Origin of the sequence: Novosphingobium silvae (genome assembly GCF_009856825.1) — a bacterium.
GTDB lineage: Bacteria > Pseudomonadota > Alphaproteobacteria > Sphingomonadales > Sphingomonadaceae > Novosphingobium > Novosphingobium silvae.
In genome coordinates this window covers 53,918-80,585 of record NZ_WVTD01000016.1, presented here as the reverse complement: position 1 = coordinate 80,585, position 26,668 = coordinate 53,918, and the positions used below count along the sequence as shown (strand labels likewise).

Sequence of the window (26,668 nt, the reverse complement as noted above, 5' to 3'; positions counted from 1 at the left end):
TGAAGCTCTGCCTTCTAGGGCGATAACCCCCGTATACGACAGCTTTCATGACTTTATCGATGCACTGGTAGCCTTCGATCCTCCTCCCCTGCCCAGTTTAAAGGAATTGGGATTGGACTTGAAAGCGATGGGGATAGAAGAGGAGTAGCTAGATGTTACGGTTCGGCGCTGACGGAAACCACATCATTGGCGGCGGCTCGGCCGGCTGCGTCATGGCCAACCGCCTTTCTGCTGATTCGGATAAAGCTGTCTGCCTCATCGAGGCGGGGCCGCGCGATCGCAATCCCTTCATTCACATGCCGCTTGGCGTCGGCGTCATTGCCCGCACGGGATGGGTGAACTGGAACTGTGAGACCGAAGTCGAGCCTCACCTTAACAACCGGCGGCTCTATTGGCCGCGCGGCAAGACGCTGGGTGGCAGCAGCTCGATCAATGCAATGGTCTACATTCGCGGCGATCGGGCGGACTATGAGGGCTGGGGGGCGGCCGCCGGAGCTGACTGGGACTGGCCGCGCATGCGCGAGCTTTTTATCGCGCTCGAAAACAATCAGGCTATCCACGACGAGCATCATGGCAATGCCGGGCCACTTTGCGTCTCCAATCTTGGGCGAGTGAACCCACTTACGGAAGACTTCGTCGAAGCTGGGGTGGAACTGCACTACCCGCGAAATCCCGACTTCAATGGCGTGAGCCAGGAAGGCTTTGGTGTCTATCAGGTGACCCAGAAAGACGGGCAACGGTTCAGCACGGCGCGAGCGTTTCTCGATCCGGCTCGCTCGCGCAAGAATCTCGCCATCGAAACGAACGGCCTCGTCGAACGGATACTGTTCAAGGACCGTCGCGCCATCGGGGTCCGCGTCGGCGGCCGGGACCTGCTGCTGCGCCCCGGTGGAGAGGTGATCCTTTCGGCTGGCGCGGTCAATTCGCCGCAGATTCTGATGCTGTCGGGCGTCGGCTCGGCGAGCGAACTCAGGCAGCATGGCATAGAGATCGTTCTGGATGCGCCCGAAGTCGGAGCCAATCTCGCCGATCACCTCGACTATACGGCTGTGGCAACCACGGCCGATCGCGAAGGATTTGGGGTGGCGCCCAGTTTCCTGCCTCGTGCGATACGCGGCGCATGGAGCTATTTCCTTCATCATGAAGGCGAATTGACGTCAAATGCCTCGGAGGGCGGCGCTTTCCTCAAATCCGACGCCGGCCGGGAGCGGCCCAATCTTCAATTCCATTTCCTGCCGGCGATCCTGCGTGACCATGGCCGCAAGACAGCCTTCGGCTACGGAATGACCGTGCATGTCTGCGACCTTCTACCGAAGAGCCGCGGCAGGATCGGGCTCAAGATCGCCGATCCCACGGCTCATCCGCGCATAGAGGGCAATTATCTCAGTCATCCCGATGATGTGGGCGTCTTGCTGAATGGCGCGAAGCTAGCCCGCAAGCTCCTTCATGCGCCGGCGCTCGCCCGTCACTTGCGCGAGGAGGTGCGACGGGACCCGCGGTCCAGACCGACGAGGCTCTGATCGACGACATCCGCGCGCGCGCTGAAACAATCTATCATCCGGTAGGAACATGCCGCATGGGCAGTGACTCGGCATCCGTGGTCGATCCGGCAGCCCGTGTACGTGGCATTGACGGTTTGCGCGTGGTCGATGCATCGATCATGCCGTCGATCGTGTCGGGCAACACTAACGCGCCTACCATGGCGATCGCGGAAAATGTCGCGCAAATGATGATCCGGCCTTGAGGAAGAATGGCGATGAGGTTCAGTTTCGTATTGGCAGCCATGCTGCTACTTGCAGCATCTGCGTCCGTCGAGGCACAGCGCGCTTCTTTCGGAGTGTGGAAGAATCCGCAGGACAGCGTACATGTGCGAGCCCAGCCGTGCGGAAGCAGAATGTGCGGGGTCGTGGTCTGGGCAAGTGACAAAGCCAAGGCGGATGCGCGGCGCGGCGGGACAAACGATCTGGTAGGTCTGATCCTGTTTCGCGATTTTGTTCCTGAAAAGAAGGGCGTGTGGCGCGGCAGTGTTTTTGTACCCGACATCGGCCAAACCTTCTCTGGAACAATCACCACGCTCGACGATCGGCGGATGGAGGGAAAGGGGTGCCTGACAGGGCGGATCATGTGCAAATCGCAGATATGGACGAAAGTGAACTGAAATCCGTCCAATCATCGTCTGACCGAGAGCGGCAAGCCAAGGATTTTAATAAGACACATCAAAAGCTTCTACGATAAATTGAAGAGGCGCGGAGCAGGAAGCGGGCATGGCGACAGCGATGTGTGCAGCCGCCACGGGATCAATTCGGCGACGGGCATGCGACTTGGTCAGCGTAAGCAGGCGGATAATCCGTTATTGATCGTCGCGGCCAGAAGACGGTCCGCTGCGGCAGCGGCTGCACGAACAGATTAACCTAATGGAAATCACACGATAAGCGCCCCGCCTGATGCGCCCGACGACACATTCCGCCGCTAGCAGGCATCCCCCCGGAAATTCCAGCAATCTACGCACGCCCAAAATCCGTAGCGTCCGATAAACTCTGCCGGAAAGGAGGACTGTCCCACAACAAGCTATCAGGGGTTTTCCGACATGCTTATAGGCTACATGCGCGTCTCTTCCACAGATGACCGGCAATCGGTCGATCTTCAGCGCGATGCGCTGATCGCAGCCGGCGTCGATAGCCGGCATCTCTATTCCGACAAGGCATCCGGCGCTCGCGAGGACCGGGCGAGCCTGCGGGCCTGCCTCGAATATCTCGCAGCCGGCGATACGCTGGTCGTGTGGAAACTGGATCGGCTCGGCCGCTCCCTGCCGCATTTGCTGTCGATCCTGACCGATCTCAGGGAGCGTGACGTGTCATTCCGGTCATTGACCGAGCAGATGGACACGGGAACGCCGCATGGCGAGCTGCTGTTTTCGCTGTTCGGCGCGCTGGCCCAGTATGAACGGGCATTGACGCGCGAGCGCATCATGGCAGGCCTTGCGGCCGCCAGACGGCGCGGGCGCTACGGTGGCCGCCCGCGAACGATCGATGCGGAAAAGCTCGATCAGATCACCGCCGCCCTTGCCGGTGGCGCTAGCAAGTCGTCGATCAGCCGCACGTTCAACGTGCCCCGATCGACCCTCGCAGATACGCTCGCGCGGGCCGGATGGCTCAAACCGCCGCGCCTTGCGTAACGACAAAAACATAATTATATTTCCGTAATGCCATCCATGCGCTTCTCCTGGCACCCGGCCAAAGCCGAGAGCAATCTGAAGAAGCACGGCGTCAGCTTTGCGATCGCTACTCGTGCGTTCACAGATCCTTTCGCGCTGAGCGATCAGGATCGGATCGAAGGTGGCGAGCGACGATGGCAAACCTTGGGCCTCGTGGAAGGGCATCTGCTCCTCCTCGTGGCCCACACTGTCGTCGAGCAAGACGATGACGGCGAGTATGTGGAGATCATTCATATCATTTCGGCTCGAAAGGCCGATCGAACGGAAAGGCGACGTTATGAAGAAGAAAGACGCTGATACCGTCCGTTTCCAACTCGATCCGGACAATCTGCCGCCGTTGACCGAAGCGCAACAGGCCGAACTGGATGCCCTGCAGGCGATGCCGGATAGCGGGATCGACTATAGCGACTCTCCGGCGCTGACAGAGGATTTCTGGCGGAACGGGCAGCGTGGGCGCTTCTATAAGCCCATCAAGCAGCAGGTGACGGCACGCCTTGATGCTGATGTGCTCGCCTGGCTCAAATCGCAGGGTAAGGGCTACCAAGCCCGCATGAACGCCATACTTCGCCGTGAGATGCTGGCGACCGCCAGAAGGCAGGAAAAGCCACGTTAATTTAGATAGTTAGGCTATCGGTTATCGTGATATAATCGTACATGGATTTACCCCAGAAAGCGTTTGGCAAGTCGGATCAGACGCGCTGCCCGGCCCGAATAGGGAGGAAAGACGAGAGGCAGAGCGGAGAAGCGGTTCTGGAGAACGGCGCGCTCATGACTGAAAGTCCGGAACCCGTGATGGCCATGTGCCGCCCCGATCCCGGAATTGTTCACACCGCCGAACGGCAGATGATCGTGGACGTATTGGACGATGGTAAGGTTGACGCCTGCACTGCCGGAAGTCGTGGCCGCCAGGATATGATCCACTCTCGCCCGGTCACGATCGAACACATAAAGCGCCAGCGGCTTGGGTCTTGCGTTGATCCGACCGATCACGGTTTCAATGTCATCATAGGTCAGGACCGGCAGGACGGGACCGAATATCTCCTCATGGTCGATCGCCGCCTCGGGAGCGATCGCCTCCAGCACTGTGGGCGCCAGCGCCCTTCCCTGCCTTTCGCCGCCGACAATGATCCGCCCGCCCGTGGCCAGGGCATCCGCAATCAGGCCCCCCAGTCTGTCCGCATGGCGATCATTGACGATCCTTGCGAGATAGGGGCTCGTCATGCCCGAACCATAAGCGGCGGCGATCCGGCGGCGCAGCGCTTCCACGAACCGGTCGCGGATCGAAGCGTGGACGAACACATGATCGGGCGCGATGCAGGTTTGACCGGCATTGGAGAATTTGCCGAAGGCGATCCAACTGGCGGCCGTCTCTATGTCGGCATCCGGTCCCACGATCGTGGGCGACTTGCCACCCAGTTCCAGCGTAACGGAGGTCAGGTGGCGGGAGGCTGCCTGCATTACGACTTTCCCGACCTCGGGGCTGCCGGTGAAGAAGATATGATCGAAGGGCAGCGCGAGCAGGGCCTGAGACATCTCCTTCCCGCCGAGGGCGACGGTAACCAAGTCTGGCGGAAATGTGTCGGCGATCAGCCGCGCGATGACGCCCGAGGTAGCAGGTGTCATCTCCGAAGGCTTCAGGATAGCGCTGTTGCCGGCAGCAAGGCAGGACACAAGCGGCCCCAGGCAGAGATTGAATGGGTAATTCCAGGGCGCGATGATAAGGCACACGCCGCGTGGCTGCGGCACGATCCGTCCGGCCGTGCCGAAACCGATCAATGTCGGTCCGACATGGACTGGCCGCATCCATCGGCGCAGATTACGACGGCTGTGGCGGATTTCCTGCATGACCGGAAGAATTTCCGTCAGAAACACTTCGGCCTCCGGCTTGCCGAAGTCGGTCGCCATGGCCTGGACGATCTCCCCTTCGAACTTTCGTATGGCAGCCGCGAGGCGCGCCAGCGCAGCGCGTCTTTCAGCAAGGCCAAAGCGCATCCGGCGCTCGTCCGACATTGCCTTTTGCGCGGTGAAGAGCATTTCCACCGGGCGGCCATCACAGGGTTCCTGCGAAATCGAATGGCTCTCTTCAATCATTTCATTCTCGTCGAAAACATGACCTTCGCGCGAGTCTTACGAGCGCAAAAGCAATAAGGAACTACACGAACATGTAGTATCGACCCGACATGCCTGGGAACCGAATGGACTCCAACGCTGCTTTCGCGACTGGCGGAAACGGCACTTCGCCGTGTGGAATTGACCGCGCGCGTCAGCCTGCTGCGCGCACCTTGCGGCTACGGCAAATCGGCGACGCTCGCGGCCGGTTGGAAGGAGGCGGCGGACACTGGTCGCCCGGCGCTTTGGGCAAGTCTTGCAAGCGACGACACAAAGAAGGGCACCCTGCGTCGCCTCGCCTTTCAGGCCGGAACCGCCGCGGACATCGAGTCCATTCTCCAATGGATATGGCATCAGGACAGGCCCGGGATTATTTGCCTCGATGATGTTCAGGAAGCGCCGCATCTCGAAACGCTGACAAGAGACATGATGGATGCTCTTCCCGATGATTGGCGAGCGGTCCTTGCAACCTCCGCCCCCTGGGGATTTGGCGTCCTCAACGCTGACTGGCAGGAAGTCGGCCCCGATGCCCTGGCCTGCCGCGCCCAGGATCTGAAGGAATTGATCCGGGTCCCTTCAGCCCTCGACCGGATCATATCGGACACACAGGGTTGGCCCGCATTGTGCCGCATCGCGGGCCGTGTATCCTACCGGATGCAGCCACTGCATTTATGGCCCGAGATCATCTGTTATCTCGATCAGATGGTGTTGGCGCCCTTATCGCCCGCTCTGCGCACATGGCTGAAAAAGGCGGCATTAATCGCTCCCCTCGATGCCGAAAGCCACGATTTTGCCCTGCGCGTCCACGACGGCGCGCAATGGATCGCACGTGCGCAACGCGAATGCCTCCTATTGAGGCCGGACAGTGACGGAATGTTTGCGCTCAATCCGGCGCTGCGACACCATCTTGCCTTGAGCGGACAGTCGCAGCTTCGTTCCTCTCCAAGCCATCTTCTAAAACGTGCGGCTTTTCATCACTGGCGCGCCGGCCGGCCAGCGCAAACGATAGCGCTTTCGCTGCGGGCCGGCGATCCGGCCTGGGCGCGGGGGCTGGGCGGTGAGATCGTCATGGATGTCGCCCTGCGACAAGGCCGTATCGATGAGTTGGCCCATTGGCTCGAGGGCGTGCCCGACACAGCGTTGCTGACCAATCCCATGGCTGGCCTGGGAAAGATATGGGCCCTTTCCTTCCAGCAGCAGCATGCAGGGGCGACGCACCTTTTGAAGTTGCTGTCACGCACGGATGCGCATGAGGAATTGCTGACGCTGCTCGGTGCGACGACAGCGGCGCTGAGGGACGATGTCGTCCGGGCGGAAATGCTCTGCCGGCAATGGCTCGAGCTGCACGCCCGGGAAAATCCGATGATGAAGGCCTCCGCCCTGGCCTGCCTCGCGAGCATCGTGGCGAGCCAGTCGAACGCGGCCGAGTTCGCGGCACTACGTCCCCTACTGGATCAAGCCTGTGCCCTGGCCGATCAGGGCTTTTCCCGCGACTGGGCAAAGATTGCCGAAGTGCTGCTCCTGCTGACGCAGGGGCAGATCATTCCCGCACGAAATAGGATCGACGCGCATCTGACGGATATGGTCTCCCCGGTCGCCGAGCAGACGCTGAAAACATTGCGCCTCGCTGTGCTGGCCGAAAGCGGCGTGCCTCTGGCAGAACTGGAATGGCCGTTGCTTTTCTGCGACCAGATCGTCGACGTCCGCATTCATACGGCACGGGCCATATTACGGGCCGCTCGTCTGGCCGGAGATGCGGACCTCTGCGAAAAAATCCTGACCGAACTGAACGTGAAAGCCGTACGCGACCACATGCCGCGACTGCAACTCATGGCCGATATCCTGACTGCGGAACATGAAATCGCGTCGGGTCGATCGGTCACCATCCCCAATATTCCCAGGAACGACGCCATCACTTCGGCTCACCTCGCCATTGCGGACGTCGAGTGCATGCTTCTGTCTGCGACGCGGGCGCTTGCCGACGGGAAGGATCACCTCGCGCGCCAATTGACGGACCGTATCCTGGCCCGCATCCGCAGGGCAGGATGGCAACATATCATACTCAAAACCCTCATGCTGCGTTCGGTGCTGCATCTACGTAAAGAGGCGCTGCAACTTTCCATACGGTCAGCGGAAGAGGCCTCGGAAATTCGCGACAGCACAGGACTGAAGGAAACAGCGCGGGAGTTCCGGAATATCCTGGAGCATATTCACGCGGGATGGGCCGTAAAGGCGAGGTTTGATCGGTCCGCAGCACAACATCACTTGCCGAGTTCACAACATACCGAAGGATCCGACCTGTCTCGCCGCCAACTCCATATCCTCGGCCTGGCGCGGGATGGTCTTACGAGCGCGGAGATCGCCAACATATTGGGTATCGGCGAAGATGGCGTAAAATGGCATTTTCGCGCGATCTTCAAGTGTCTCGCTGTCAACAGGCGCACCCAGGCCGTCGCCACGGCGATACAGCGCGGTCTCCTTCACTAAACGATCTCCCACGTCACAAATAGAGGCAGGCATGCTGTTGCGCGGCCTCCCGCAAGGCAAGATCAGCAATCCATTCTTAGTCGACTCTCGTTGCCGCCCTCGCCAGCATGAGATCCACGAGAAAGTCCAGAAGCTCTCCGCTTGCGACCTCGTGCGGTTCGAGCAGGCCCTGGAACATGCTTCCCTCGTGGACAGCCAGGATCAGTCGCGCGATGCGCGGGAGGCCCCGGGCAACGATGCGGGAGTCCTCGCGAAGGATGTCGGCGAGCGCGCCCTCGATGATGGCGAGGATCCGTCCTTGCCGTTCGGCATAGTGGCTCGCCATGGCAGGATGGCGCAAGGCATAGAGGCCGAACTCGGCCTGGAGCAGATACCAGTCCCGATCGAACGGATAGCTGGCGATAAAGGCCTTGAGGAAATTGTCGGCCGTCGAGCCGGGCATGGACAGGGCGCAAGCGGTCGCCTCCTCCAGCCTCGACTGCAAGCGCTCGATCACCCGGTCATAGAGGGCGAAGAACAATTCGTCCTTGGATCGGAAGCTGGAATTATAGGCCCCCCGGCTCAGACCGACGCGCTCGCAAATATCTTCCTGGGTGGAGCCATGGAAGCCACGTTCGGCGAAGGCCTCGAGAGCGCCATCCAGGATGCGCTCCCGGGTCTGCGCCCGGGTCGGGCGCGTTCGTGCCGGGCGGCGGCTCACGGGATCACGGGCGGGAGCATTTCGATACAAATATGTATTGAGTCGGTTGGATGTCAACGTTACCGTGCGGGAGCAGGAGACGTTCTTCATGACCTTGCGATGTTCGATGCTGGTTGCCGCGCTGGCGACTGCGGTCTGTCAGGGCGCGCAGGCGCAAACGATCGACAGGCTTGATCTCGATTATCGAAGCGCCCAGGCGAGGCTGCTCGAGCGGTCGGACGCGATCCAGGGCGCCGACGCCGATGTGCGCAGCAAGGAGGCCCAGAAAGGCTCCACGAGCACGTTGCGGCGTCCGACCGTCGAGTTCGAAGGACAGATGATCCGCTATCAGAAAACCCTCTATCTGCCGCTCGGCCCGCTGGCGGACGTGGCCCAGGATTATTCCATCTCTGACCCCCTGCGCTTCGAGATCGAGCGCACCAGCACCCGGCCGATCGTGACGGCGACGCTGCCGCTCTATTCCGGCGGCCAGATTCCCGCCGCCCAGGCGGGCGCCGCGGCGCAACTGGGACAGTCGCGCGCCGAACGCCAGATCGTCATCGACAACGGTCTGTTGCAGATGACCCAGCTCTATTTCGGCCAGCAGTTGCTCGAGCGCGTGCGCGATGTTCGCCGTGATGCGCTTGCGGGATTAGAGCGGCATGTCGCGGACGCCCTCAAGCTCGAACAGGAAGGGTTCATAAGCCGGGCCCAACGCCTCCAGGCGCAGGTAGCGCGCGACGACGCCGCGCGCGAACTGGAAAAGGCGCAGGCCGATCTCGCGAGTGCGCAGGTAGCGCTTGCCGGCGCGCTGCGGGCGCCGTCCGGCGTCGATCCCGTCTCCCCGATCTTCGTGATCCGTCAGCCGCTCCGTTCGCTCGACACCTATGTGGACGCGGCCCTGCGCGCCCATCCCCAACTGGATCGGCTCGGCGCGCTGGAAGACCAGGCTGAAGCGGGGGTGGCCCTTCAGCGCGCCAAGCTCCGGCCTACGATCTATGGCTTCGCCCAGTATAATTTCGATCGGCGCGACACGCTGTTGACCGATCCCGACTGGTCGGTGGGCGTCGGGCTGCGCTACACGCTCTTCTCCGGTGTGGGCCGCTCGCAAGCGGTGCAGGCCGCGCGGGAAACGGTGACGCAAGCCAATGCGGGCCTGCGCGAAGCCCGCACCCAGATCGAAATCGGCGTCACGCGGTCCTGGAACGATGCGGAAGCCGCGCGACGGCGGTTTGAGCTGACCGACACGGCCATCACTGCGGCGCAGGAGAATCTGCGGGTCCAGACCCTCGGCTATCAGGAGCAGCAGACAACCTCGCTCGACGTGATCGATGCGCAGCTCGGTCTTGCCCGCTCCCGGATCCAGCGCGCCCAGGCCGGATATGATTTCGTTGTCGCGCTCGCCCAGCTTCTCCACGTCAGCGGTCAGATCGCCACATTGCCGGACTATATCGACCAGGGTGAAAGGGTCACGCCATGACCGCCACATCGGAAACCCTGGTCACCCCGGACGAGACGGCTCCGCCGGTTCCGACCGGGCGGAAGCGCAAGTTGCTGCCGCTCATTGCTTTCCTCGTCGTGGTCATTCTCGGCCTCGGTCTCTGGCTGGCCTATCGCCCGGTTCCCGATCAGCTCCAGGGCATGGTCGAGGCCCGCGAACTGCGGATCACGAGCAAGGTCTCGGCTCGGATCACGGCCTTTCATGTCGAGGAAGGCCAGCCGGTGAAGACGGGACAGCTGCTCTATACGCTCGACAGTCCCGAGGTCGAAGCCCGCTCCGAACAGGCCGGCGGCGCGCTCGCCGCCGCGCAGGCGAATGCGGACAAGGCCGATGAAGGCGCACGGCCGGAGGATATCCGGGCTGCCGAGGCCCAGTGGCGACGCGCGCAGGCGGCGGCGGACCTCGCCCAGACCACCTATCAGCGCACCGAGCGCCTCTTTGAACAGGGTGTGCTGGCGGGGCAGAAACGCGACGAGAGCCGCGCAAACGCCCTGGCCTCCAATGAAGCGGCCCGAGCGGCGCGCGCGCAATATGATCTGGCGCTGGCCGGGGCGCGGCGACAGGATCGGCAGGCCGCGAGCGGACAGGTGCGCCAGGCGCGCGGCGCCCTGGCCGAAGTCGAGGCGGCCGAGAAGGAAACCCGGGTGTTCGCGCCGTCGGACGGTGAGATCGGACGCAGGCTGGCGCAGTCGGGCGAACTCGTGCCGCAGGGATTTCCCGTCTTCGTCCTGACCGACATCGATCATCCCTGGGTGACGCTCACCCTGAGAGAAGATCAGTTCAGTGCGATCCGCCGGGGACGGGTCCTGACCGGCCGCATACCTGCGCTCGGCGATCGTTGCGCCCAGTTTCGGGTCTTCTACATCGCGCCCGCCGGCGATTTCGCGACATGGCGCGCGACCCGCCAGTCGAGCGGCTTTGACGTGAAGAGCTTTGACGTGCGCCTGTCGCCCGTGTCGCGGGTCGATGGGCTGCGCCCCGGCATGACGGTCCTGTTCGACTGGCCGCAATGATCCGGGCCTTCGTCGATAGCGCCCGGCGCGAAACCGCCTTCCTGCGCGGCAGCGTCTGGGATCTGGCGCTGGTCACCTGGCTGCCTCTGCTGCTGCTGGCGATCGTCGCGGTCCAGTTGTCGGCAGGCGTCATGCGGAACCTGCCGATCGTCGTGGTCGACGAGGACGGCGGCGGCGTCGCGCGCGACCTCACCCGCAAGCTGGAGGCGTCACCCGGGCTCAAGGTCGCGGCGCGGCCACCGGACATGGCACAGGCCGAGCATCTGGTCCGCTCCAACGCCGCCTATGCCGTGGTCCTGATCCCGCGTGATCTCGAGCGCACCGTGCTGCGCGGCGAGACCGGCAAGATCCTCCTCTTCTACAATGCGAGCTATTCCACGCCCTCGGGTTCGGTGTTGCGTGAAGTCGGCACCGTGGTCCAGGCCCACGCAAAGGCCTTGGCCGGGGAGCAAAGCGCCGCGATCGCCGGTCCCGCGCGTGTGCGGCCGCAGCCGGTGAGCGTGCAGAGCCGGATCCTCTACAACCCGCAGGCCAGTTACGAGCTGCAACTCGTCGCCCTGATCCACCCCGCACTCCTGCACCTGCTGTTCATGATCGCGGTCGTGAGCGCGCTCGGTCGCGAGCTGCGGGACGGGACCATCGGAGCATGGCTTGCAGGGCCTCGAGGCGAGGCGGTCGCCGCCGTCGCCGGCAAGATCGCGCCCTATATCCTCATCTTCCTGCTCTGGGGGGCGCTTGCGACCGGCTATCTCGCGGTCTACCGGGGCTGGCCCGTGCAAGGGAGCGTGGCGATGCTGATGGGCGGCTATCTCGCCCTCTATCTCGCCTATGCGGGCATGGCCTTGTTCATCGTCGGGGCCACCCTTTCCATGGGGCAGGCGCTGTCGATGACCGCCCTCTATGCGGGCGCTTCCTTCGCCTTCGCCGGGGCGATCTTCCCGATCGAGTCGGCCTCCGCCTTCGCCCGGCTATGGAGCGCGCTGCTGCCTTTTACCCGCTTCGCGCGGCTGGTCGCGGAGCAATGGATGATCGGCGCACCCGTGCTCGCATCTCTTGGATCGATCCTGGCGCTGTTTGCCTTTCTCGTCGTCGGCTCGGGCGCCGGGCTGCCGCGCTATGTCTCGGCGCGGATGAGCCCGGAGGTCTGGGGACGACGATGATCGGCCGCGCCTTCCTCGCTACCTTCCGCGCCGTTCTCTCCGACCGCTCCGCCTTCATGCTGATCGTCGTGTCGACGATCCTCTATTCCTTCTTCTACCCTTCAGCCTATTCCGGGGAGGTCGCGGTCCGCATTCCGGTGGCCGTCGTCGATCTCGACGACAGCGGCGCAAGCCGCAGTCTCGTGCGCCGGATCGCAGCGCTCCAGCAGGCCGATCTTGCCGCGCGCCCGGCCTCTCCAGGAGCCGCCCGGCTCTGGCTCGAGACGACCGGCGCAGGGGCCGTGGTCATCATCCCCGAGGGGTTCGAGCGACATATTCTGAACGGCGCCCAGGGCACGGTCGCGCTCTACGGCAACGGCGCCTATCTGCTGCGCAGCAGCACGGCGCTGTCAGGCATCGGCCTGGCGGTCACCCCGATCGCCGGCGAGGCGGCGAGCGATCAGGCCATGGCGCAGGGCGCACCCGCCCGCCCTGCCCTGTCGCTCGTTCAGCGCCCGCTGTTCAACACGCGCGAAGGCTATGGCAGCACGGTGTTCCCCGGGGTCGGCTTCCTCATCATTCACCAGACCCTGCTGATGGGCCTGACGATGCTCGCCGCCACCCTGCGCGAGACACTGGGACGCTTTCGTCTGCCCTCGCGCACCCTTATCGGAATTGCCCTGGCCTTCTTCGTGATCGGCTGGGCCGACGTGGCCTATTATGCGGGTTTTGTGTTCTGGTTTCAGGACTATCCCCGCGCCGCCGGCTCTCCTGGCGCCTTGATCGTGGGCGGCAGTTTGTTCGTGGGCGCGACTGTGGCGGCGGCGCTTGCGCTGGCCAGCCTCTTCCGGACACGGGAACGACCCCTGCAACTGTGGATGGGCACGTCGCTCGCCATCTTCTTCCTCGCGGGTCTCTCCTGGCCGGCGGAGGCGACGCCGGCCTGGCTGGCGCTCCTCGCGCGCCTCCTGCCAACCACCGCGGGCATTCATCTCATGGTCGGGCTCAATCAGATGGGCGCGAGCCTTGCCGAGCAGACGCGGGAGGTGCTCAACCTCGCCATCCTCATTCTGGTCTACGGAGGCCTGGCCTGGTGGCGCTTCACGAAGATTTCCGCGCCGGACCTTCAGCCTCTCAAGCCTGACTGACGCCTCAATGGAACGAGATCGTCAGGGGCACCCCAAGTGCAACCCTCTCGCCCCGGCCGACGCGACCTTGGCGCAACCCAGGGGGAGGTGTTCGAAGCGGACCTCTGCAGGGCTTCATCAGATAGAGATCACCGAGATGGGGATAAACCGGAGGCTGCCTCGACTATTGCTCTGCTTTCGCCGCCGCGAGGATCGCGGCCTCTACCGGCGCCCAGGTGGGGTCCGCAGGCGAAAGCATGTTGAAGTGGCCCGCATTCTCCAGGGTGATCACCGTCGCCTTATCGCCGGCCGACTGTGCGGCTGCTGCATAGGCTTGCGCGGCTGAAGGCTCCAGCACGACGGAAGCGACCATGAATTGAGGCACGGCCAGAGGCAGCCATTCGATCGGATTTGCCTGACGGTAGCGGCCCGCCTGTGCGTCAGGAGCGCCCCCGAACAGGTTGACGAAGATCGGGCGGCCGCAAATATCCTTGTCGAACCCGTACAGGGTTCGCAGGTCGCCTGGGCCGTCGATGGCGACCGCGGCGGAAACCTTCAGTGGATCAGCGCCGCGGACCTCGCTGTCGGCAGGCAATCTGGGACGGGCCGCCAGCCACAGGGCAGCGTGGGCGCCGGCCGAATGTCCCACCGTCACCACATGCTTCAGGTCCAGAGGCTGGGTTCGTGCCAGCACCCTCAAGTGATCGAGCGCCGCTCCCCAATCCTGGAAGGTCCCAGGCCACCCGCCGCGGGTGTCACCAACCTGTCGATACTCTATATTCCATGTCGCCACGCCCTTGTCCGTCAAGGCGCTCGCCAACGGCGCCGTGCCTGCCAGTGTCTCATAGCCTTTGGTCCAGCAGCCACCGTGAATGACCATGACGACGGGAAACGGGCCAGGACCTGCAGGCAAGCGCAGTTCACCGATCTGCAGAGGATCAGGACCATAGGCCTCGACGAGCGTCGGAGCGGTGACGGGAAGGGCGTGGAGTTGGGGCGGTCCGATCAGCGCATGTTGGTTATCCGACGGCGTCTGCGCCCAAGCGGTGCTCGTGACAATCAAGACTGTAGCCAGGCCTAATGAACGGTATCGCATGATCTACCTCTTTCATGCATCTTCCCGCTCCGACGTTACCAGCCAGTTCGTCAAATGTGAGAAGACAGCGATTCGTCATTAGATAACATGGTTCGCTATATTCTTTTCGGAAACACCATTCCGTCATCGAGTGGGCAAAGCGATAGATGAAATCCCGTTTCTGGCGCAAAGCATATGGCGGCTATGCGCGATCACGGTAGCCTTGATCATGGAAGTGATACGTCAGGCGACCAAAGAGCTGTCTAGATTTCATTGTCGTCGTGAATTGCGGTTTCAGAGGATCGTGGGTTTTATCTCACTTGGCTATCCATGCTTCGACCAGCTTGACCGCATCCTCTACTGTTTTGACCTCACCGGCGGCTTCATCCGGGATAGTGAGTCCGAATTCGTCTTCAAGCGCCATCACAACTTCCAGCACATCGAGACTATCCACGCCGATGTCATCGTAGAAAGACGAAGCAAGGGCAATCTGATCCGGATAGACGCCGAGCTGACGGCTAATGATCCTGAAAACTCGGGGAGCGATTTCTTCCATCACAAAGCCCTCGCGCGGACACTATCGGCTAGGAAACAGGGCAGATTCTCGTAAACTCAATCATCGCAGAGCAACGATATTGTCCTGCGGCCAGTAAATTCATCATGCCTTGCTGAGCATTTTCTCGGCGCTCGTTTTCACAAAATCCGAAATCTGTCCTGACATCATTTTGAGGAACAGCGGTACGCTGACGTCGCCGCGAATCTCGCTATCCTCAATGTCGAGTTGCACCGGGATATTCTGCCCCATCGCCCCGATGACCAAGTGTAGTGCGTAGTCCGATACCCACTCGGAACTGAGCGAACCGCCTCCCGGGATATGCGCTGCCAGCTTGGGCAGGCCGGCCTCGATCCTGCTCTTCGCTTCGATTTTACCAAGGCTGTGCGGGATAACGACTTCCATATCTTCTTTCCTGTTCAGGCCGTCCGATCGACGAGCAGCAAGGTCGATGTCGCGGAGGCATAGAGTTTGCCGGCCATGTCGATCAGACGCGCCTCGGTATGCGCCACCCTCTTGCCCATCGACACCACCTGGCCGATTGCACGGACCATCCCGACCCTGTCGGTCAAGGGCGCATGATAGGCGACCTTGAGTTCGAGCGTGACGCAGTTGATGGGCACTTGGGCCGCGGAGTTCGCCGCGATGCCGCAGGCCGAATCCAGCAGCGTCGCGGCATAGCCACCATGGGCGATGCCCATGAAATTGTAGGTCTGCGAGGTGGGCGTCGCGACAAAGACGACCTTCCCCTCCTCCGCCTCAAGCAGATCGATGTCGAACAGGTCCATCATGGGCGGCCGGGTGCCGGCCGCCATAAACTGTTCGATCTCTTCCAGACCGGTCATCGCTTACCTCAAAGCTTTTCGGTCAGTTCAGGAACGATCTTGAAGAGGTCGCCGACCAGGCCGATATCGGCGACCTGGAAGATGGGCGCGTCCTCATCCTTGTTGATCGCGATGATGGTCTTGCTATCCTTCATGCCAGCAAGGTGCTGAATCGCACCCGATATGCCGACGGCGACATAGACTTCCGGCGCCACGATCTTGCCGGTCTGGCCGACCTGAAAATCGTTGGGCGCATAGCCAGCATCGACCGCCGCGCGGCTTGCGCCCACACCCGCGCCCAGCTTGTCGGCCAGCGGATCGATCACGCCATGAAACTGCCCGGCCGAGCCCAGCGCTCGCCCGCCCGAGACGATGATTTTGGCCGAGGTGAGTTCCGGGCGCTCGGACTGGGCGATCTCGGCACCCACGAAGCTGGAAAGTCCCGCATCCGTGCCCGTCGCAGCCTCGATACTGGCCGAGCCACCCTCGCGGGCCGCCTTCTCGAAGGCTGTGCCACGCACCGTGATAACCTTCTTTGCATCAGACGACTGGACCGTCGCGATCGCATTTCCCGCGTAGATGGGACGCGTGAACGTGTCAGCGCTTTCCACCGACAGGATGTCGCTGACCTGCATCACATCAAGCAAGGCCGCCACGCGCGGCGCGATGTTCTTGCCATTCGAAGTGGAAGGCGCCACGAACGCGTCATAGCCGCGCATCAGGTCCGCGACGGCCGGCGCGACATTCTCGGGCAAAGCGTGTTTGAACGCCGCATCGTCGAACGTTACGACTTTGGCGACACCCGCGACCTTCGCAGCAGCCTCGGCCACGCCGCCGATGCCCGCACCGGCAACCAGCAGATGGACCTCACCAAGTTTGGCAGCGGCGGTGACGGCCGATAGCGTCGCATCCTTGACCGACGCATTGTCATGTTCAACCCAGACGAGCGTATTCATAACTTATTCTCCGAGAAATCCGCCCCCGCTTCATCTCTGTGCGCACAGGATGAAGCGGGGTGCGCCGTCACTTGCATGGGAGAGGTTCGGCAAGTTCGGCGCGTTTGAAAGTTTATCAAATCGCCATTTCCTTGAGCCTGGCGACCAATTCATCGACGTCGGCCACCTTGATGCCCGCCGAGCGCTTGGGGGGTTCGGTCACCTTGAGCGTCTTGAGGCGCGAGGCGATCTCAACACCGAGATCGGCCGGCGTCTTCGTCGCCAGCGGCTTGGATTTGGCCTTCATGATATTGGGCAGGCTCGCATAGCGCGGTTCGTTGAGACGCAGATCGGTCGTCACGATCGCCGGCAGTTTGAGGCTTACGGTCTCCAGACCGCCATCCACCTCACGGGTCACCGCGACAGTCTCGCCCGATACTTCGACCTTGCTGGCGAATGTGCCCTGCCCCCAACCGAGAAGGGCTGCCAGCATCTGGCCGGTCTGATTGGCATCATCGTCGATGGCCTGCTTGCCGAGGATCACCAGGCCCGGAGCCTCCTCGGTGGCGATGGCCTTCAGGATCTTGGCGACGGCGAGCGGCTCGACCTCATCGTCAGTCTGGACGAGGATCGCGCGGTCGGCCCCCATGGCGAGCGCGGTGCGCAGCGTTTCCTGCGCCTTGGCGACGCCGATCGACACCACCACGATTTCGGTCGCGACTCCCTTTTCCTTGAGGCGGATAGCCTCTTCGACGGCGATCTCGTCGAACGGGTTCATCGACATCTTCACGTTCGCCAAATCGACGCCCGTCCCATCCGCCTTCACGCGCGGTTTCACATTATAATCGATAACCCGCTTGACGGGCACAAGCACCTTCATGGATCAATCCTACTCTGATTGTAATGCCGCCTGATATTCGGCAATGAGTCTCTCACAGATGGATCGGGCCGGTTGGACGGCAGTGGTAGCGCCGACACCGTGGCCTGCCGACCAGATCGTCTTCCAGGCCTTGGCCTCCTCCGAAACCGAAAGCGCGCCATGTGGCTCAGGGAGAGTCGCGGCTTCCAGCGAGGGCCGGAGAAAATTGGCCCCGACGCCGGTGACCCGGTCCGTATAGACGATATCCGCTGGTCCGGCCCCGATCACCATGTCTTTCTGTGCCGGCGAGGCGAGACTCTCTTCCGACGCGATGAAGTGGGATCCGATATAGGCAAGATCGGCCCCCATCATCTGCGCGGCCGCGATCTGGTGGCCGCGCGTGATGGCGCCGGAAAGCGCCAGCGGCCCCTGGAAGAAGCGCCGTATCTCGTCAACCAGTGCGAACGGGCTCATCGTGCCGGCATGTCCCCCCGCGCCGGCAGCGACCGCGATCAGACCGTCGACGCCAGCTTCGAGCGCCTTTTCCGCATGACGCACGTTCGTCACGTCGTGAAAGACCAGCCCGCCATAGCCCTGAACCACCTGGACAAGATCCGCGATGGCGCCGAGCGAGGTGATGACCAATGGCACATGGTGCCGAACGATCAGTTCCAGATCGGCGTCGAGCCTCGGATTGCTCTTATGGACGATGAGGTTGACGCCGAAGGGCGCCGCTCCCGGCATGGGAGCCAGCCGCTCCTCGATTTCATCCAGCCATTCACCGAAACCTTGACTGGTGCGCTGGTTGAGCGCCGGGAAAGTACCAAGCAGTCCCGCCTCGCAGCAACTGACGACAAGGTCCGGTCCCGACACAAGGAACATCGGCGCAACGATGGCTGGAATGGCCAGCCGCTTTTCGAGGCTTGCCGGAAGCGTCAAAACACGTCGTCTTCCAGCGCCATCAGCGACTTCTTGCCCGCCTTGATCGCCAGGAAGCTGGCGGTCGCCTGAGGCAGGATACGCTCGAAGAAGAACGTCGCCGTCTTGATCTTGGCATCGTAGAAGCGCTTGTCCTCGCTGCCGAAGAAGAGCTGCAAGCCTGCGATCTTGGTCGCCTTGGCAAAGCAATAGCCCATGGCCACCAGGCCCATCAGACGCAGATAGTCCGCCGACGCCGCGCCCGCCTCTTCGGGATCCTTGAGCGCCCGCTGCGCGACCGTGGCCGTCGAAAGCTGCAGCGCCCCGAACGCCTTGGCGAGCGCCTCGATCATCGGCTTCATCGGTCCGTCGACGTTGTTTTCCTCGATGAAAGCCGACACCGGATGGAAGAAGCTGCGCAGATAGCGGCCCATATGGGCGCCGAGCTTGCGGCCGACGAGATCGAGCGCCTGAACGCCGTTCGTCCCCTCATAGATCATGGTGATCCGGGCATCACGGGCATATTGCTCGACGCCGCTTTCGCGGATGTAGCCGTGGCCACCATAGCATTGGACCGCAAGGTTCGCGCTGTCGAACGCAAGGTCGGTGAAGAGCGCTTTGACGACGGGGGTCATGAGCGCAATGAAGTCACTCGCACGCTGGCGCACTTCGGGTTCGGGAGAATGTTTTTCCGCGTCCAGGGCGCGCGAGACCCAGGCCGAGAGCGCCCGGCATCCCTCATTATAAGCCCGCATCGTCATCAACATGCGGCGAACATCGGGGTGAACGATGATCGGATCGGCTGCCTGATCGGGATATTTGGGTCCCGAGAGCGCCCGACCCTGAATACGATCTTTCGCATACCAGGCCGCCGCCTGATACGCCGCCTCGCCCACACCCAGGCCCTGGATGCCGACGGAGACACGCTCCGTGTTCATCATCGTGAACATGGCGGCCATGCCCTTGCCAGGCTCACCGACGATCCAGCCGATCGAATCATCGAAGTTCATCTGGCACGTCGCCGACGCCTTGAGACCCATCTTGTGCTCGATCGCGGCGCAGGCGACGCCGTTCGATTGACCGGGAGTACCGTCCTCCCTGGGCAGATATTTGGGGACGAGAAACAAGCTGATGCCCTTCACGCCCTTGGGGGCGTCGGGCAGGCGGGCGAGCACGAGATGGATGATATTCTCGGTCAGGTCATGCTCACCGGCGGAGATGAAGATCTTGGAGCCGGTGACCTTGTAGCTGCCATCGCCCTGCGGGACCGCGCGGCTGCGCAGGAGCCCGAGATCGGTACCGCAATGAGGCTCGGTCAGGCACATCGTGCCGGACCACTGGCCGCTCACCATCTTGGGCAGGTAGGCCTGCTTGAGCGCGTCACTGCCATGGCCCTCGATCGCAGTGGTGGCACCATGGGTGAGGCCCGGGTAGAGGCCGAAGGAGAGGTTGGACGAGCAGATCATCTCCTCGACCAGCTTGTTGACCGCTTCCGGCAGCCCCTGCCCACCCCATTCCGGATCGGATGCGAGCGCGGTCCAGCCACCTTCGGCGAACTGCTTATAGGCTTGCGCGAACCCCGCCGGCGTCCGCACAACGCCGTTTTCCAGATGACACCCCTCCTCGTCGCCCGACCGGTTGATCGGCAACAGGACGTCGCGACAGAAGCGCGCCGCCTCCTCGAGGATGGCATCGGTCAGATCCGGTGTGAACTCCGACAGCGCGGGAATATCCCCGAAGCCGTCATCGGCATGGAGTTCGTTGAGCACGAAGCGCATGTCGCGCAACGGGGCGTCATAGACTTGCATATTTATATCTCCTGACCGGTCGGCCATCCGGCCGCCGGCCGCCAATCAGTTACGCAGCGGCTTGCCGGTGACGAGCATCTGCTCGACGCGCGCCTGGGTCCGCGGGTCGCGCACCAGTTGCATGAAGGCCTTGCGCTCGAGCGCCAGCAGATCCTCTTCGGTCACGATGTCGATGAGATCCTTCTCGCCGCCCGTCAGGACGTCGGCGAGCGCGCCGGATACGACACCATCGTAAGATGTGGCGAGGCCACGGGCCTGGAAGCCTTCGACAGCCATCGAAAGAGCGGACTTGCCTCCCGCGCCAGGCAAGCGGAATTCCGGAGCCACAGGCGGTTTGTAACCGTCGGCCAGTTCCAGTGCCTTCGCCTTGGCGTCCGCCAGCAGACGGTCCCGGTTCATCGTAATGCCGTCCGAGGGACGCAGGAAGCCATGCTCCTTCGCCTCGGCGGCCGACTTTGCCACAGTGGCTGTCGATACCGTCTCGAAGACCTTGGCTACGGCCGGCATCGGCCCCTTGGGCATGCCGGGACTGGAGCGCCAGCGATCGATCATTTCACCGCATCCGCCCCAGCCAGGGATCAGACCCACGCCGCACTCGACCAGACCCACATAGCTTTCGGCATGGGCCTGCACGGCATCACTGTTGAGCAGGATCTCGCAACCGCCGCCCAATGCCATGCCGGCCGGAGCGCTCACGACCGGGAACAGCGCATATTTGAGCGCCTTGTAGGCCTGCTGCCCGCCCGCGACGAGCTTTTCGATCTCGCCCCATGCCGCGATGTTCAGTGCGAACAGAGCAAGACCGAGATTGGCGCCGGCGGAGAAATTGCTGCCCTCATTATAGACGACGAGCGCCTTGAACTTGTCCTGCACGACCGGGATCGCCTGACCGATCAGCTTCATCACATCGCCGTCGAGCGCGTTCATCTTGCCGGTGAACTCAAGGCAGGCAACGCCGTCGCCGACATCCCAGAGTGCCGCCGAACCATTTTTGAGGATCGGCTGGCTATGGAGCTTGATGTCTTCCAGCAGCAGCACGCCCTCGGGCCGCACGACATCATGATAGTCGCCGGCGGCATCGAGATATTGCCGACGGCCGTCCTGCACCCGGTAGAAAGGCCGATCTCCGGCTACCTTGAGGATCGCGGGAACATCCCGCCCCTCGGCGGCCAGCCGTTCGGCGAGCTTGCCCGGCCCAAGGCGATCGATCAGTTCGAACGGCCCGAACTTCCAGTTGTAGCCGAGCTTCATCGCGTCATCGATGCCGACGATGTTGTCCGCAGCTTCACCGACCAGACTCGCGGCATAGGAAAGAACCTTGCCGAGAATTTCCCAGGCATAGGCGCCGACCTTGCCGGGCGCAGCAACCAATGCTGCCAGGTCCTTCTCGGCCCGGCCCGGCAAGGAAGCCGGCTTCACCGATACGCGATATTCGCCGGTCGCGAGATCGAGCGCTTTCTTGGTCTTCGTCGCCTTGTCGAACGCGTAGAAACCGCCCTTGCCCTTCCGCCCGGTAAAGCCTTCTGCGATCATCCTGTCGACGAGCGGCATCGGCCTCACCGTGTCGAAATAGGCGTCACCTGCCGGCAGCGTCGAGGACAGGCTCTTCGTGAGCAGCGGCATGAGGTCGACGCCAACGAGATCGACAAGGCCGAAAATGCCGGTCTTGGGCACGCCCATCGGCTTTCCGCCGATCTGGTCGGCTTCCTCCACCGTCAGCCCCTGGTCCATCGCGGCATTGATCGCGACGGCCAGCCAGTAGGTACCGATGCGATTGGCGATGAAGCCCGGCGTGTCCCGCGCCGGCACGATGCGCTTGCCGAGCTTTCGATCGACGAAATCCGAGACGCGCCTCGCCACAGCCGTATCAGTGTCGGGGCCGGTCACGATTTCGATGAGCCGCATGTAGCGCGGCGGATTGAAGAAATGGGTGATCAGGAAGTCCTGTTTGAACTGATCGTCCCGCCCCTCGACCAGATGGCCAAGCGGAATCGTCGAGGTATTGGACGATACCGCCGTGCCCGGACGCTTGAGCTGCTCGAGCTTGGCGTAGAGCGCCTGTTTGATGTCGAGCCGTTCGACGATCGCCTCGACGATCCAGTCGCATTCGGCCACCCGCTCGAGATGGTCGTCGATATTGCCCGTTTCAACGAGCTTCGCCGCAGCCTTCGACATGAAGGGCGCCGGATCGGTCTTCAGCATCTTCGCGACCGCACCCTTCGCCACGGCGTCACGATCGCCGCCCTCCTTGGGCACGATATCGAGCAGCAGCACCGGCACGCCGGCATTGGCGACCTGCGCTGCGATGCCGGCGCCCATGACGCCTGCGCCGATCACGCAGACCTTTTTGATGGTTTCCGGCGGGGCGCCGACTGGCTTGATGGCCTGCTCGCTCATTCCGCCGCCTCCAGCACGGTGGCGATGCCCTGACCGCCGCCGATGCACTGGGTGGCAAGCGCATAGCTGCCGCCTTCGCGCTTCAGCAGAGCCGCGGCCTTGCCCACGATCCGCGCACCGGTCGCCCCCAGAGGGTGGCCTATCGCGATGGCGCCGCCGTCCAGATTGACCTTCGACTGGTCAAGCCCCAGGTCGCTGATGCAGGCCAGTGACTGGCTCGCAAAGGCTTCGTTGAGCTCGACAACGTCAAGCTGGTCCACACTGAGCCCCGCCCGCTGCAGCGCCTTGCGCGAGGCCTCGACCGGTCCGATGCCCATGATCTCCGGCTGGCAGCCAGAGACAGCAACCGACTTGATGCGGGCAAGGATCGGCAGTCCATGCGCGCGCGCATAATCCTCGCTCGTGACCAGGATTGCGCTTGCGCCATCGGTCAGCGGCGAGGACGTTCCCGCCGTTACCGTGCCGTCCTGGCTGAAGGCCGGCTTCAGCCCGGCGAGGGTTTCCGTCGTCGTGCCGGCACGCGGCGTGCCATCCTTGTCGACCACGCCCGCCTTGGTCGTGATCGGCACGATCTCGGCCTCGAGCTTGCCGGCCGCGATAGCCGCGGCCGCCTTGTCCTGACTGGCGACCGCAAAGGCTTCCTGCTGGGCACGGGTGATCTGATATTTGGTCGCGATATTCTCCGCCGTGTCGCCCATGCCCATATAGGCGGCGCTCTTCTTCGCGAGCTCGGGGTTCGGCAGCGGATTGAACCCCATCATCGGCACGCGGCTCATCGACTCCACGCCCGCGCAGATGAAGGCCTCGCCGGCGCCAAGCTGAATCTGGCCCGCAGCGATGTGGACCGAGCTCATCGACGATCCGCAGAAGCGATTAACGGTCATGCCGCCGACAGAGAGCGGCAGGTCGGCGAGAAGACCGATAAGGCGCGCGATGTTGAAGCCCTGCTCGCCTTCAGGAAAAGCGCAGCCCAGCACGATATCCTCGATATCTTCGGCCTTCACGCCGGTCTGCTGAATCAGTCCGCGAATGACCTGAGCGGCCAGATCGTCAGGGCGGACGCGCGCCAGCGCGCCCTTGCCTGCCAGGTGAAAGGGGGACCGGGCATAGCCCGCAACAACCACATTACGCATCGATGATAGCCTCTCCAGGGAATCGGACATCTGATTACCTAATGGTGCGTGAAATGACGTTTACGTCAACTAAAATCTTTGGCACTCTTCTCACGCCGTCGAGGGAATCGTCATGCACCGGTTCCCGGGAGGCTTGATATCGGAGGTCTTGGCCGAGGAACGTACGGATGCTCGCCAGTGAAAAACCGCGCACTCTCATCCCGGCGATGATGCTCGCGCCCGTCTTATCGACGGCTGCGCCTCTCCCCAAGCGCCACTGCACCTGTTTTCGAAGGCGCACACATGCGATTTTCTGAGCATCCCCTCCGGCGTCAGATCGTCGGCGAAATGCATCTGCGCCGTTTTCCTGCACTCGAATTGCCCGCCATGGCATTTCAGACGGTTCGCCTGGTCGATGAGAATGACCGGGAGAAGGAATGGCTGATCCTGCAGCAGCGATGTGCCTCTGGACTCGATCGCAACCTGCGCCACCTGGAAACGGAGTGGTCCGCCAACGGGCGGCTGGCCTGGGAAAGGCACAGTGAAGCGGTCACCACGACGCTAACGTCAACCTCGGTCAGCGCGGACGCGCAGTTCTGGTCTGCTCCCGACGTCGGCCCCTTCAGTGATACCTTGCAGTGGATGGAAACGCTGCCGGGCCTGGTCATCCGCGCAACCCACATCGTCGTTGTGGCGAACGATAGCTACGCCGAGCCGGTTGTCGATCGGGCCGACTTCCATCCGGGCCATCTCGTCTCCTGCATCATCGGGGATAGCGTCCGGATCTGGAGCGACTTTCGCATTCACGCCGGCGGCTACGGGCGCCTGGTCGTTGCCGCGAACGGGGCGGCTGACGGCGAAGTGTCGCGTTCCATCCAGCGCATTCAGGAACTGGGCAATTATCGCAATCTTTCCTTGCTTGAAGGCACGCACAGATCAATAGCTTGACGGCGTCACACACGAACACGCCCGAACCCTGACGACGGGGCCAGCAGCGCCTGACCCCTCCAATTCGCACACAACCTAATAGGCATTTTGATGACGCATTGAGCTATTGACTTACCTATACGTCATTGAGATGGTTATGGGACGCTGATTTGCCGCATATTGGCTCCAGACGTGAAACAGACGGTCGCCTGAAGGCGCGCGGAGAGGAACAATGTCGATCATTCTGACACTACTGGCTTCGAGCACTGCATTGCCCGCCGACACCGTTGTCGGTCGCTGGCAAACCGAGAGCCGTCATGGCGTCGTGGAAATCACCCGCTGCGGGCAATCGATCTGCGGTGCCTTGATCAGTTCCGACGGGATCAAAGCCAACCCCGAACTACGTGACGAAAAGAACAAGACCGCTGCGTTGCGCGGTCGTCCGCTTCGTGGATTGCAGATTCTGCAGGGTTTTACGTGGAAGTCGGGCAGTTGGTCGGGTGGTTCCATCTACAACGCTGAGGATGGCGGTACATACAGCGCGACGGTCACGTTAGCCGATCGGGATCATTTGCGCCTCAAGGGCTGCATCGTCTGGCCCCTGTGCAAGACGCAGACATGGACGCGCCTCCGATAAGCACGAGGAATTTGACAATCACGAAAGGGGAGATGGGCGTGGCAGGCAAAAATTGGAAAGTTGGGATCGCAACATCGGCCGTGGCGGCTGGATTGCTCGCGCCGCAAGCCGCGAGCGCGCAGGCCTTTTACCTTCAGGAACAATCGTCCAGAGGTGCCGGACGAGCCTTTTCGGGCGAGGTCGCCGACCAGGGCGTACAGTCCCTCTGGTGGAATCCGGCTGCGATCGCAGGCATGGAAGGAGTCGATGCCCACCAGGCCGTAAGCGTAATCCTTCCCAAAGGGTCGGTTGACAATGTCAACACGCTCATTGTCCGTCCCGGGCAGTCGGCTGCGGCTGTAGGCGGGAGCCAACGCTCTCGTGATCCGATCAATAATGGCGTACTACCCTCCGGCGCGATAGCCGTCGGCCTGACATCACGGCTCGCTTTGGGGCTGACCGTCGCCTCCCCTTATAGCTTCACAACCAATTATGATGCCGACAGCTGGGCACGGTATAGCGCCGACAAGACCAAGCTGCGAACATACGACATCCAGCCATCGATCGCCTACCTCGTTACGCCAAATCTCAGCATCGGCGCCGCGCTTAATATCGAATATGCCGACGCATCATTGTCCAACTATCTGCCGAACCTATCGCCTCTTCTCGCCGACGGCCACCAGGAGCTGAAAGGCAATGGTTGGGATCTTGGCTGGTCGGCCGGGCTGCAATATCGCGCCGGCCCCATGCAACTGGGCGCCAGCTACAAGTCGAGCGTGAAGCATAATCTCGACGGTTCGGTGACGACGACCGGTCTTCTTGGTCCGCTCGCCGGGCAAAACAGCGTAGTGAATGCAAACGCCACGTTCGAGACCCCCTGGCAGGCGATCTTCGGAGCGCGCGTGGCGGTGTCGCCCAAGGTCACCCTCAACGGTCAGGTGACCCGCATGGGTTGGTCGAAATTCGACGCTATCCGGCTCGGCGCGCCGCTCAACGTTTCAATCCCGGAAAATTACCGGGACACTTGGAGCTTCGCAGGCGGCATCGATTACGCGGTCACACCAGCCTGGACCGTTCGTGCCGGCGTTCAACACGCCCAGACCCCGACGCGCAACGGCAATCGGGACGCTCGAGTGCCTGACAGCAACCGTTGGAATTTCGCTGCCGGCACAAGCTATGCCGTGTCTTCCCGGTTCACGCTCGATGCGGGCGCAGCGTATATTACGTTCAAGGATACGACTATTGATCGCACGACAGCGGCCTATGCCGGCACGGCCGTGCAGACGCCGATCCTGATGGACGGCAAGCTCGAGGACGCGCACGCCGTCGTGCTGTCACTCGGCGGACGTTTCCACTTCTGATGCTGGAGATCGCC

24 protein-coding genes and 1 pseudogene are annotated in these 26,668 nt (G+C 62.5%); 13 read left to right on the top strand and 12 right to left on the bottom strand.

Annotation, left to right across the window (positions count from 1 at the left end):
- Positions 1-152 precede the first annotated feature (152 nt).
- The 5 genes and pseudogenes from GR702_RS17300 to GR702_RS17280 all read left to right on the top strand — a co-directional run bounded on the left by GR702_RS17300 (position 153) and on the right by GR702_RS17280 (position 3,827).
- A pseudogene (locus tag GR702_RS17300) lies at positions 153-1,744 on the top strand (GMC family oxidoreductase).
- Between the two features lie 6 nt (positions 1,745-1,750).
- Positions 1,751-2,158: a DUF2147 domain-containing protein gene (locus tag GR702_RS17295; RefSeq protein ID WP_231736466.1), complete on the top strand. Its 408-nt coding sequence runs from the start codon at positions 1,751-1,753 to the stop codon at positions 2,156-2,158.
- 429 nt (positions 2,159-2,587) lie between these two features.
- Entirely contained in the window at positions 2,588-3,175 is a 588-nt protein-coding gene (locus GR702_RS17290) for a recombinase family protein (protein ID WP_025290601.1), read from the top strand.
- A 36-nt stretch (positions 3,176-3,211) separates the two neighbouring features.
- Positions 3,212-3,511 (top strand): BrnT family toxin, encoded by a 300-nt coding sequence (locus GR702_RS17285; protein ID WP_228221671.1) that lies wholly within the window; start codon positions 3,212-3,214, stop codon positions 3,509-3,511.
- Positions 3,492-3,827, top strand: a complete 336-nt coding sequence (locus GR702_RS17280; protein ID WP_004206995.1) for a BrnA antitoxin family protein — start codon at positions 3,492-3,494, stop codon at positions 3,825-3,827. Before GR702_RS17285 ends, GR702_RS17280 begins: the two co-directional genes overlap by 20 nt.
- Before the next feature lie 47 nt (positions 3,828-3,874).
- On the opposite strand, the gene GR702_RS17275 is transcribed toward GR702_RS17280, so the two are convergent.
- The gene (locus GR702_RS17275) at positions 3,875-5,305 is read right to left on the bottom strand and encodes an aldehyde dehydrogenase family protein (protein WP_037474520.1); all 1,431 of its coding nucleotides are present in this window, start codon (positions 5,303-5,305) and stop codon (positions 3,875-3,877) included.
- Positions 5,306-5,458: 153 nt separating this feature from the next.
- Between GR702_RS17275 and GR702_RS17270 the strand changes: the two genes are divergently transcribed.
- Positions 5,459-7,810, top strand: coding sequence for a helix-turn-helix transcriptional regulator (locus GR702_RS17270; protein WP_103096773.1), 2,352 nt, complete (start codon positions 5,459-5,461; stop codon positions 7,808-7,810).
- Positions 7,811-7,886: 76 nt separating this feature from the next.
- Here GR702_RS17270 and GR702_RS17265 read toward each other — a convergent pair whose 3' ends face one another.
- Positions 7,887-8,510: a TetR/AcrR family transcriptional regulator gene (locus tag GR702_RS17265; RefSeq protein ID WP_025290597.1), complete on the bottom strand. Its 624-nt coding sequence runs from the start codon at positions 8,508-8,510 to the stop codon at positions 7,887-7,889.
- 106 nt (positions 8,511-8,616) lie between these two features.
- On the opposite strand from GR702_RS17265, the gene GR702_RS17260 reads away from it, so the two are divergent.
- Genes GR702_RS17260 through GR702_RS17245 form a run of 4 tightly spaced genes read left to right on the top strand, consistent with a single transcriptional unit; the run spans position 8,617 to position 13,290 of the window.
- Positions 8,617-9,969, top strand: a complete 1,353-nt coding sequence (locus GR702_RS17260) for a TolC family protein (protein ID WP_237449773.1) — start codon at positions 8,617-8,619, stop codon at positions 9,967-9,969.
- On the top strand, positions 9,966-11,003 hold the full coding sequence (locus GR702_RS17255) for an HlyD family secretion protein (protein ID WP_004206989.1): 1,038 nt from the start codon (positions 9,966-9,968) through the stop codon (positions 11,001-11,003). Before GR702_RS17260 ends, GR702_RS17255 begins: the two co-directional genes overlap by 4 nt.
- Entirely contained in the window at positions 11,000-12,163 is a 1,164-nt protein-coding gene (locus GR702_RS17250; RefSeq protein WP_004206986.1) for an ABC transporter permease, read from the top strand. The genes GR702_RS17255 and GR702_RS17250 overlap by 4 nt, the downstream gene beginning before the upstream one ends.
- Positions 12,160-13,290, top strand: coding sequence for an ABC transporter permease (locus GR702_RS17245; RefSeq protein WP_160986991.1), 1,131 nt, complete (start codon positions 12,160-12,162; stop codon positions 13,288-13,290). Before GR702_RS17250 ends, GR702_RS17245 begins: the two co-directional genes overlap by 4 nt.
- 163 nt (positions 13,291-13,453) lie before the next feature.
- Here the strand turns inward: GR702_RS17245 and GR702_RS17240 are convergent, their stop codons facing one another.
- The 10 genes from GR702_RS17240 to GR702_RS17195 all read right to left on the bottom strand — a co-directional run bounded on the left by GR702_RS17240 (position 13,454) and on the right by GR702_RS17195 (position 23,771).
- Complete coding sequence (locus GR702_RS17240; RefSeq protein ID WP_160986990.1) at positions 13,454-14,332, bottom strand: alpha/beta hydrolase family protein; 879 nt, start codon at positions 14,330-14,332, stop codon at positions 13,454-13,456.
- A 328-nt stretch (positions 14,333-14,660) separates the two neighbouring features.
- On the bottom strand, positions 14,661-14,900 hold the full coding sequence (gene acpP / locus GR702_RS17235; RefSeq protein WP_004206981.1) for an acyl carrier protein: 240 nt from the start codon (positions 14,898-14,900) through the stop codon (positions 14,661-14,663).
- 102 nt (positions 14,901-15,002) lie between these two features.
- Positions 15,003-15,302 (bottom strand): polyhydroxyalkanoic acid system family protein, encoded by a 300-nt coding sequence (locus GR702_RS17230; RefSeq protein ID WP_004206980.1) that lies wholly within the window; start codon positions 15,300-15,302, stop codon positions 15,003-15,005.
- 14 nt (positions 15,303-15,316) lie between these two features.
- Positions 15,317-15,742: a PaaI family thioesterase gene (locus GR702_RS17225; RefSeq protein ID WP_103096772.1), complete on the bottom strand. Its 426-nt coding sequence runs from the start codon at positions 15,740-15,742 to the stop codon at positions 15,317-15,319.
- 8 nt (positions 15,743-15,750) lie between these two features.
- A complete protein-coding gene (locus tag GR702_RS17220) occupies positions 15,751-16,677 on the bottom strand; it encodes an electron transfer flavoprotein subunit alpha/FixB family protein (protein ID WP_004206978.1) in 927 nt (308 codons plus the stop codon).
- Positions 16,678-16,792: 115 nt separating this feature from the next.
- Positions 16,793-17,536: an electron transfer flavoprotein subunit beta/FixA family protein gene (locus tag GR702_RS17215; RefSeq protein ID WP_004206977.1), complete on the bottom strand. Its 744-nt coding sequence runs from the start codon at positions 17,534-17,536 to the stop codon at positions 16,793-16,795.
- A 9-nt stretch (positions 17,537-17,545) separates the two neighbouring features.
- The gene (locus GR702_RS17210) at positions 17,546-18,454 is read right to left on the bottom strand and encodes an NAD(P)H-dependent flavin oxidoreductase (RefSeq protein WP_017503706.1); all 909 of its coding nucleotides are present in this window, start codon (positions 18,452-18,454) and stop codon (positions 17,546-17,548) included.
- Complete coding sequence (locus GR702_RS17205) at positions 18,451-20,241, bottom strand: acyl-CoA dehydrogenase C-terminal domain-containing protein (RefSeq protein WP_004206973.1); 1,791 nt, start codon at positions 20,239-20,241, stop codon at positions 18,451-18,453. Before GR702_RS17205 ends, GR702_RS17210 begins: the two co-directional genes overlap by 4 nt.
- 45 nt (positions 20,242-20,286) lie before the next feature.
- Positions 20,287-22,638 carry a 3-hydroxyacyl-CoA dehydrogenase/enoyl-CoA hydratase family protein gene (locus tag GR702_RS17200; protein WP_004206971.1) on the bottom strand — a complete coding sequence of 784 codons (2,352 nt, stop codon included), beginning with the start codon at positions 22,636-22,638 and terminating at the stop codon, positions 20,287-20,289.
- A complete protein-coding gene (locus tag GR702_RS17195; protein ID WP_066861522.1) occupies positions 22,635-23,771 on the bottom strand; it encodes a thiolase family protein in 1,137 nt (378 codons plus the stop codon). The genes GR702_RS17200 and GR702_RS17195 overlap by 4 nt, the downstream gene beginning before the upstream one ends.
- 282 nt (positions 23,772-24,053) lie before the next feature.
- Between GR702_RS17195 and GR702_RS17190 the strand changes: the two genes are divergently transcribed.
- The 3 genes from GR702_RS17190 to GR702_RS17180 all read left to right on the top strand — a co-directional run bounded on the left by GR702_RS17190 (position 24,054) and on the right by GR702_RS17180 (position 26,654).
- Positions 24,054-24,698 (top strand): DUF3422 family protein, encoded by a 645-nt coding sequence (locus GR702_RS17190; RefSeq protein ID WP_026109760.1) that lies wholly within the window; start codon positions 24,054-24,056, stop codon positions 24,696-24,698.
- A gap of 211 nt (positions 24,699-24,909) precedes the next feature.
- A complete protein-coding gene (locus tag GR702_RS17185) occupies positions 24,910-25,314 on the top strand; it encodes a DUF2147 domain-containing protein (RefSeq protein ID WP_026109759.1) in 405 nt (134 codons plus the stop codon).
- A gap of 32 nt (positions 25,315-25,346) precedes the next feature.
- Positions 25,347-26,654, top strand: a complete 1,308-nt coding sequence (locus GR702_RS17180) for an OmpP1/FadL family transporter (protein WP_036526777.1) — start codon at positions 25,347-25,349, stop codon at positions 26,652-26,654.
- The last annotated feature ends 14 nt before the right edge of the window (positions 26,655-26,668 follow it).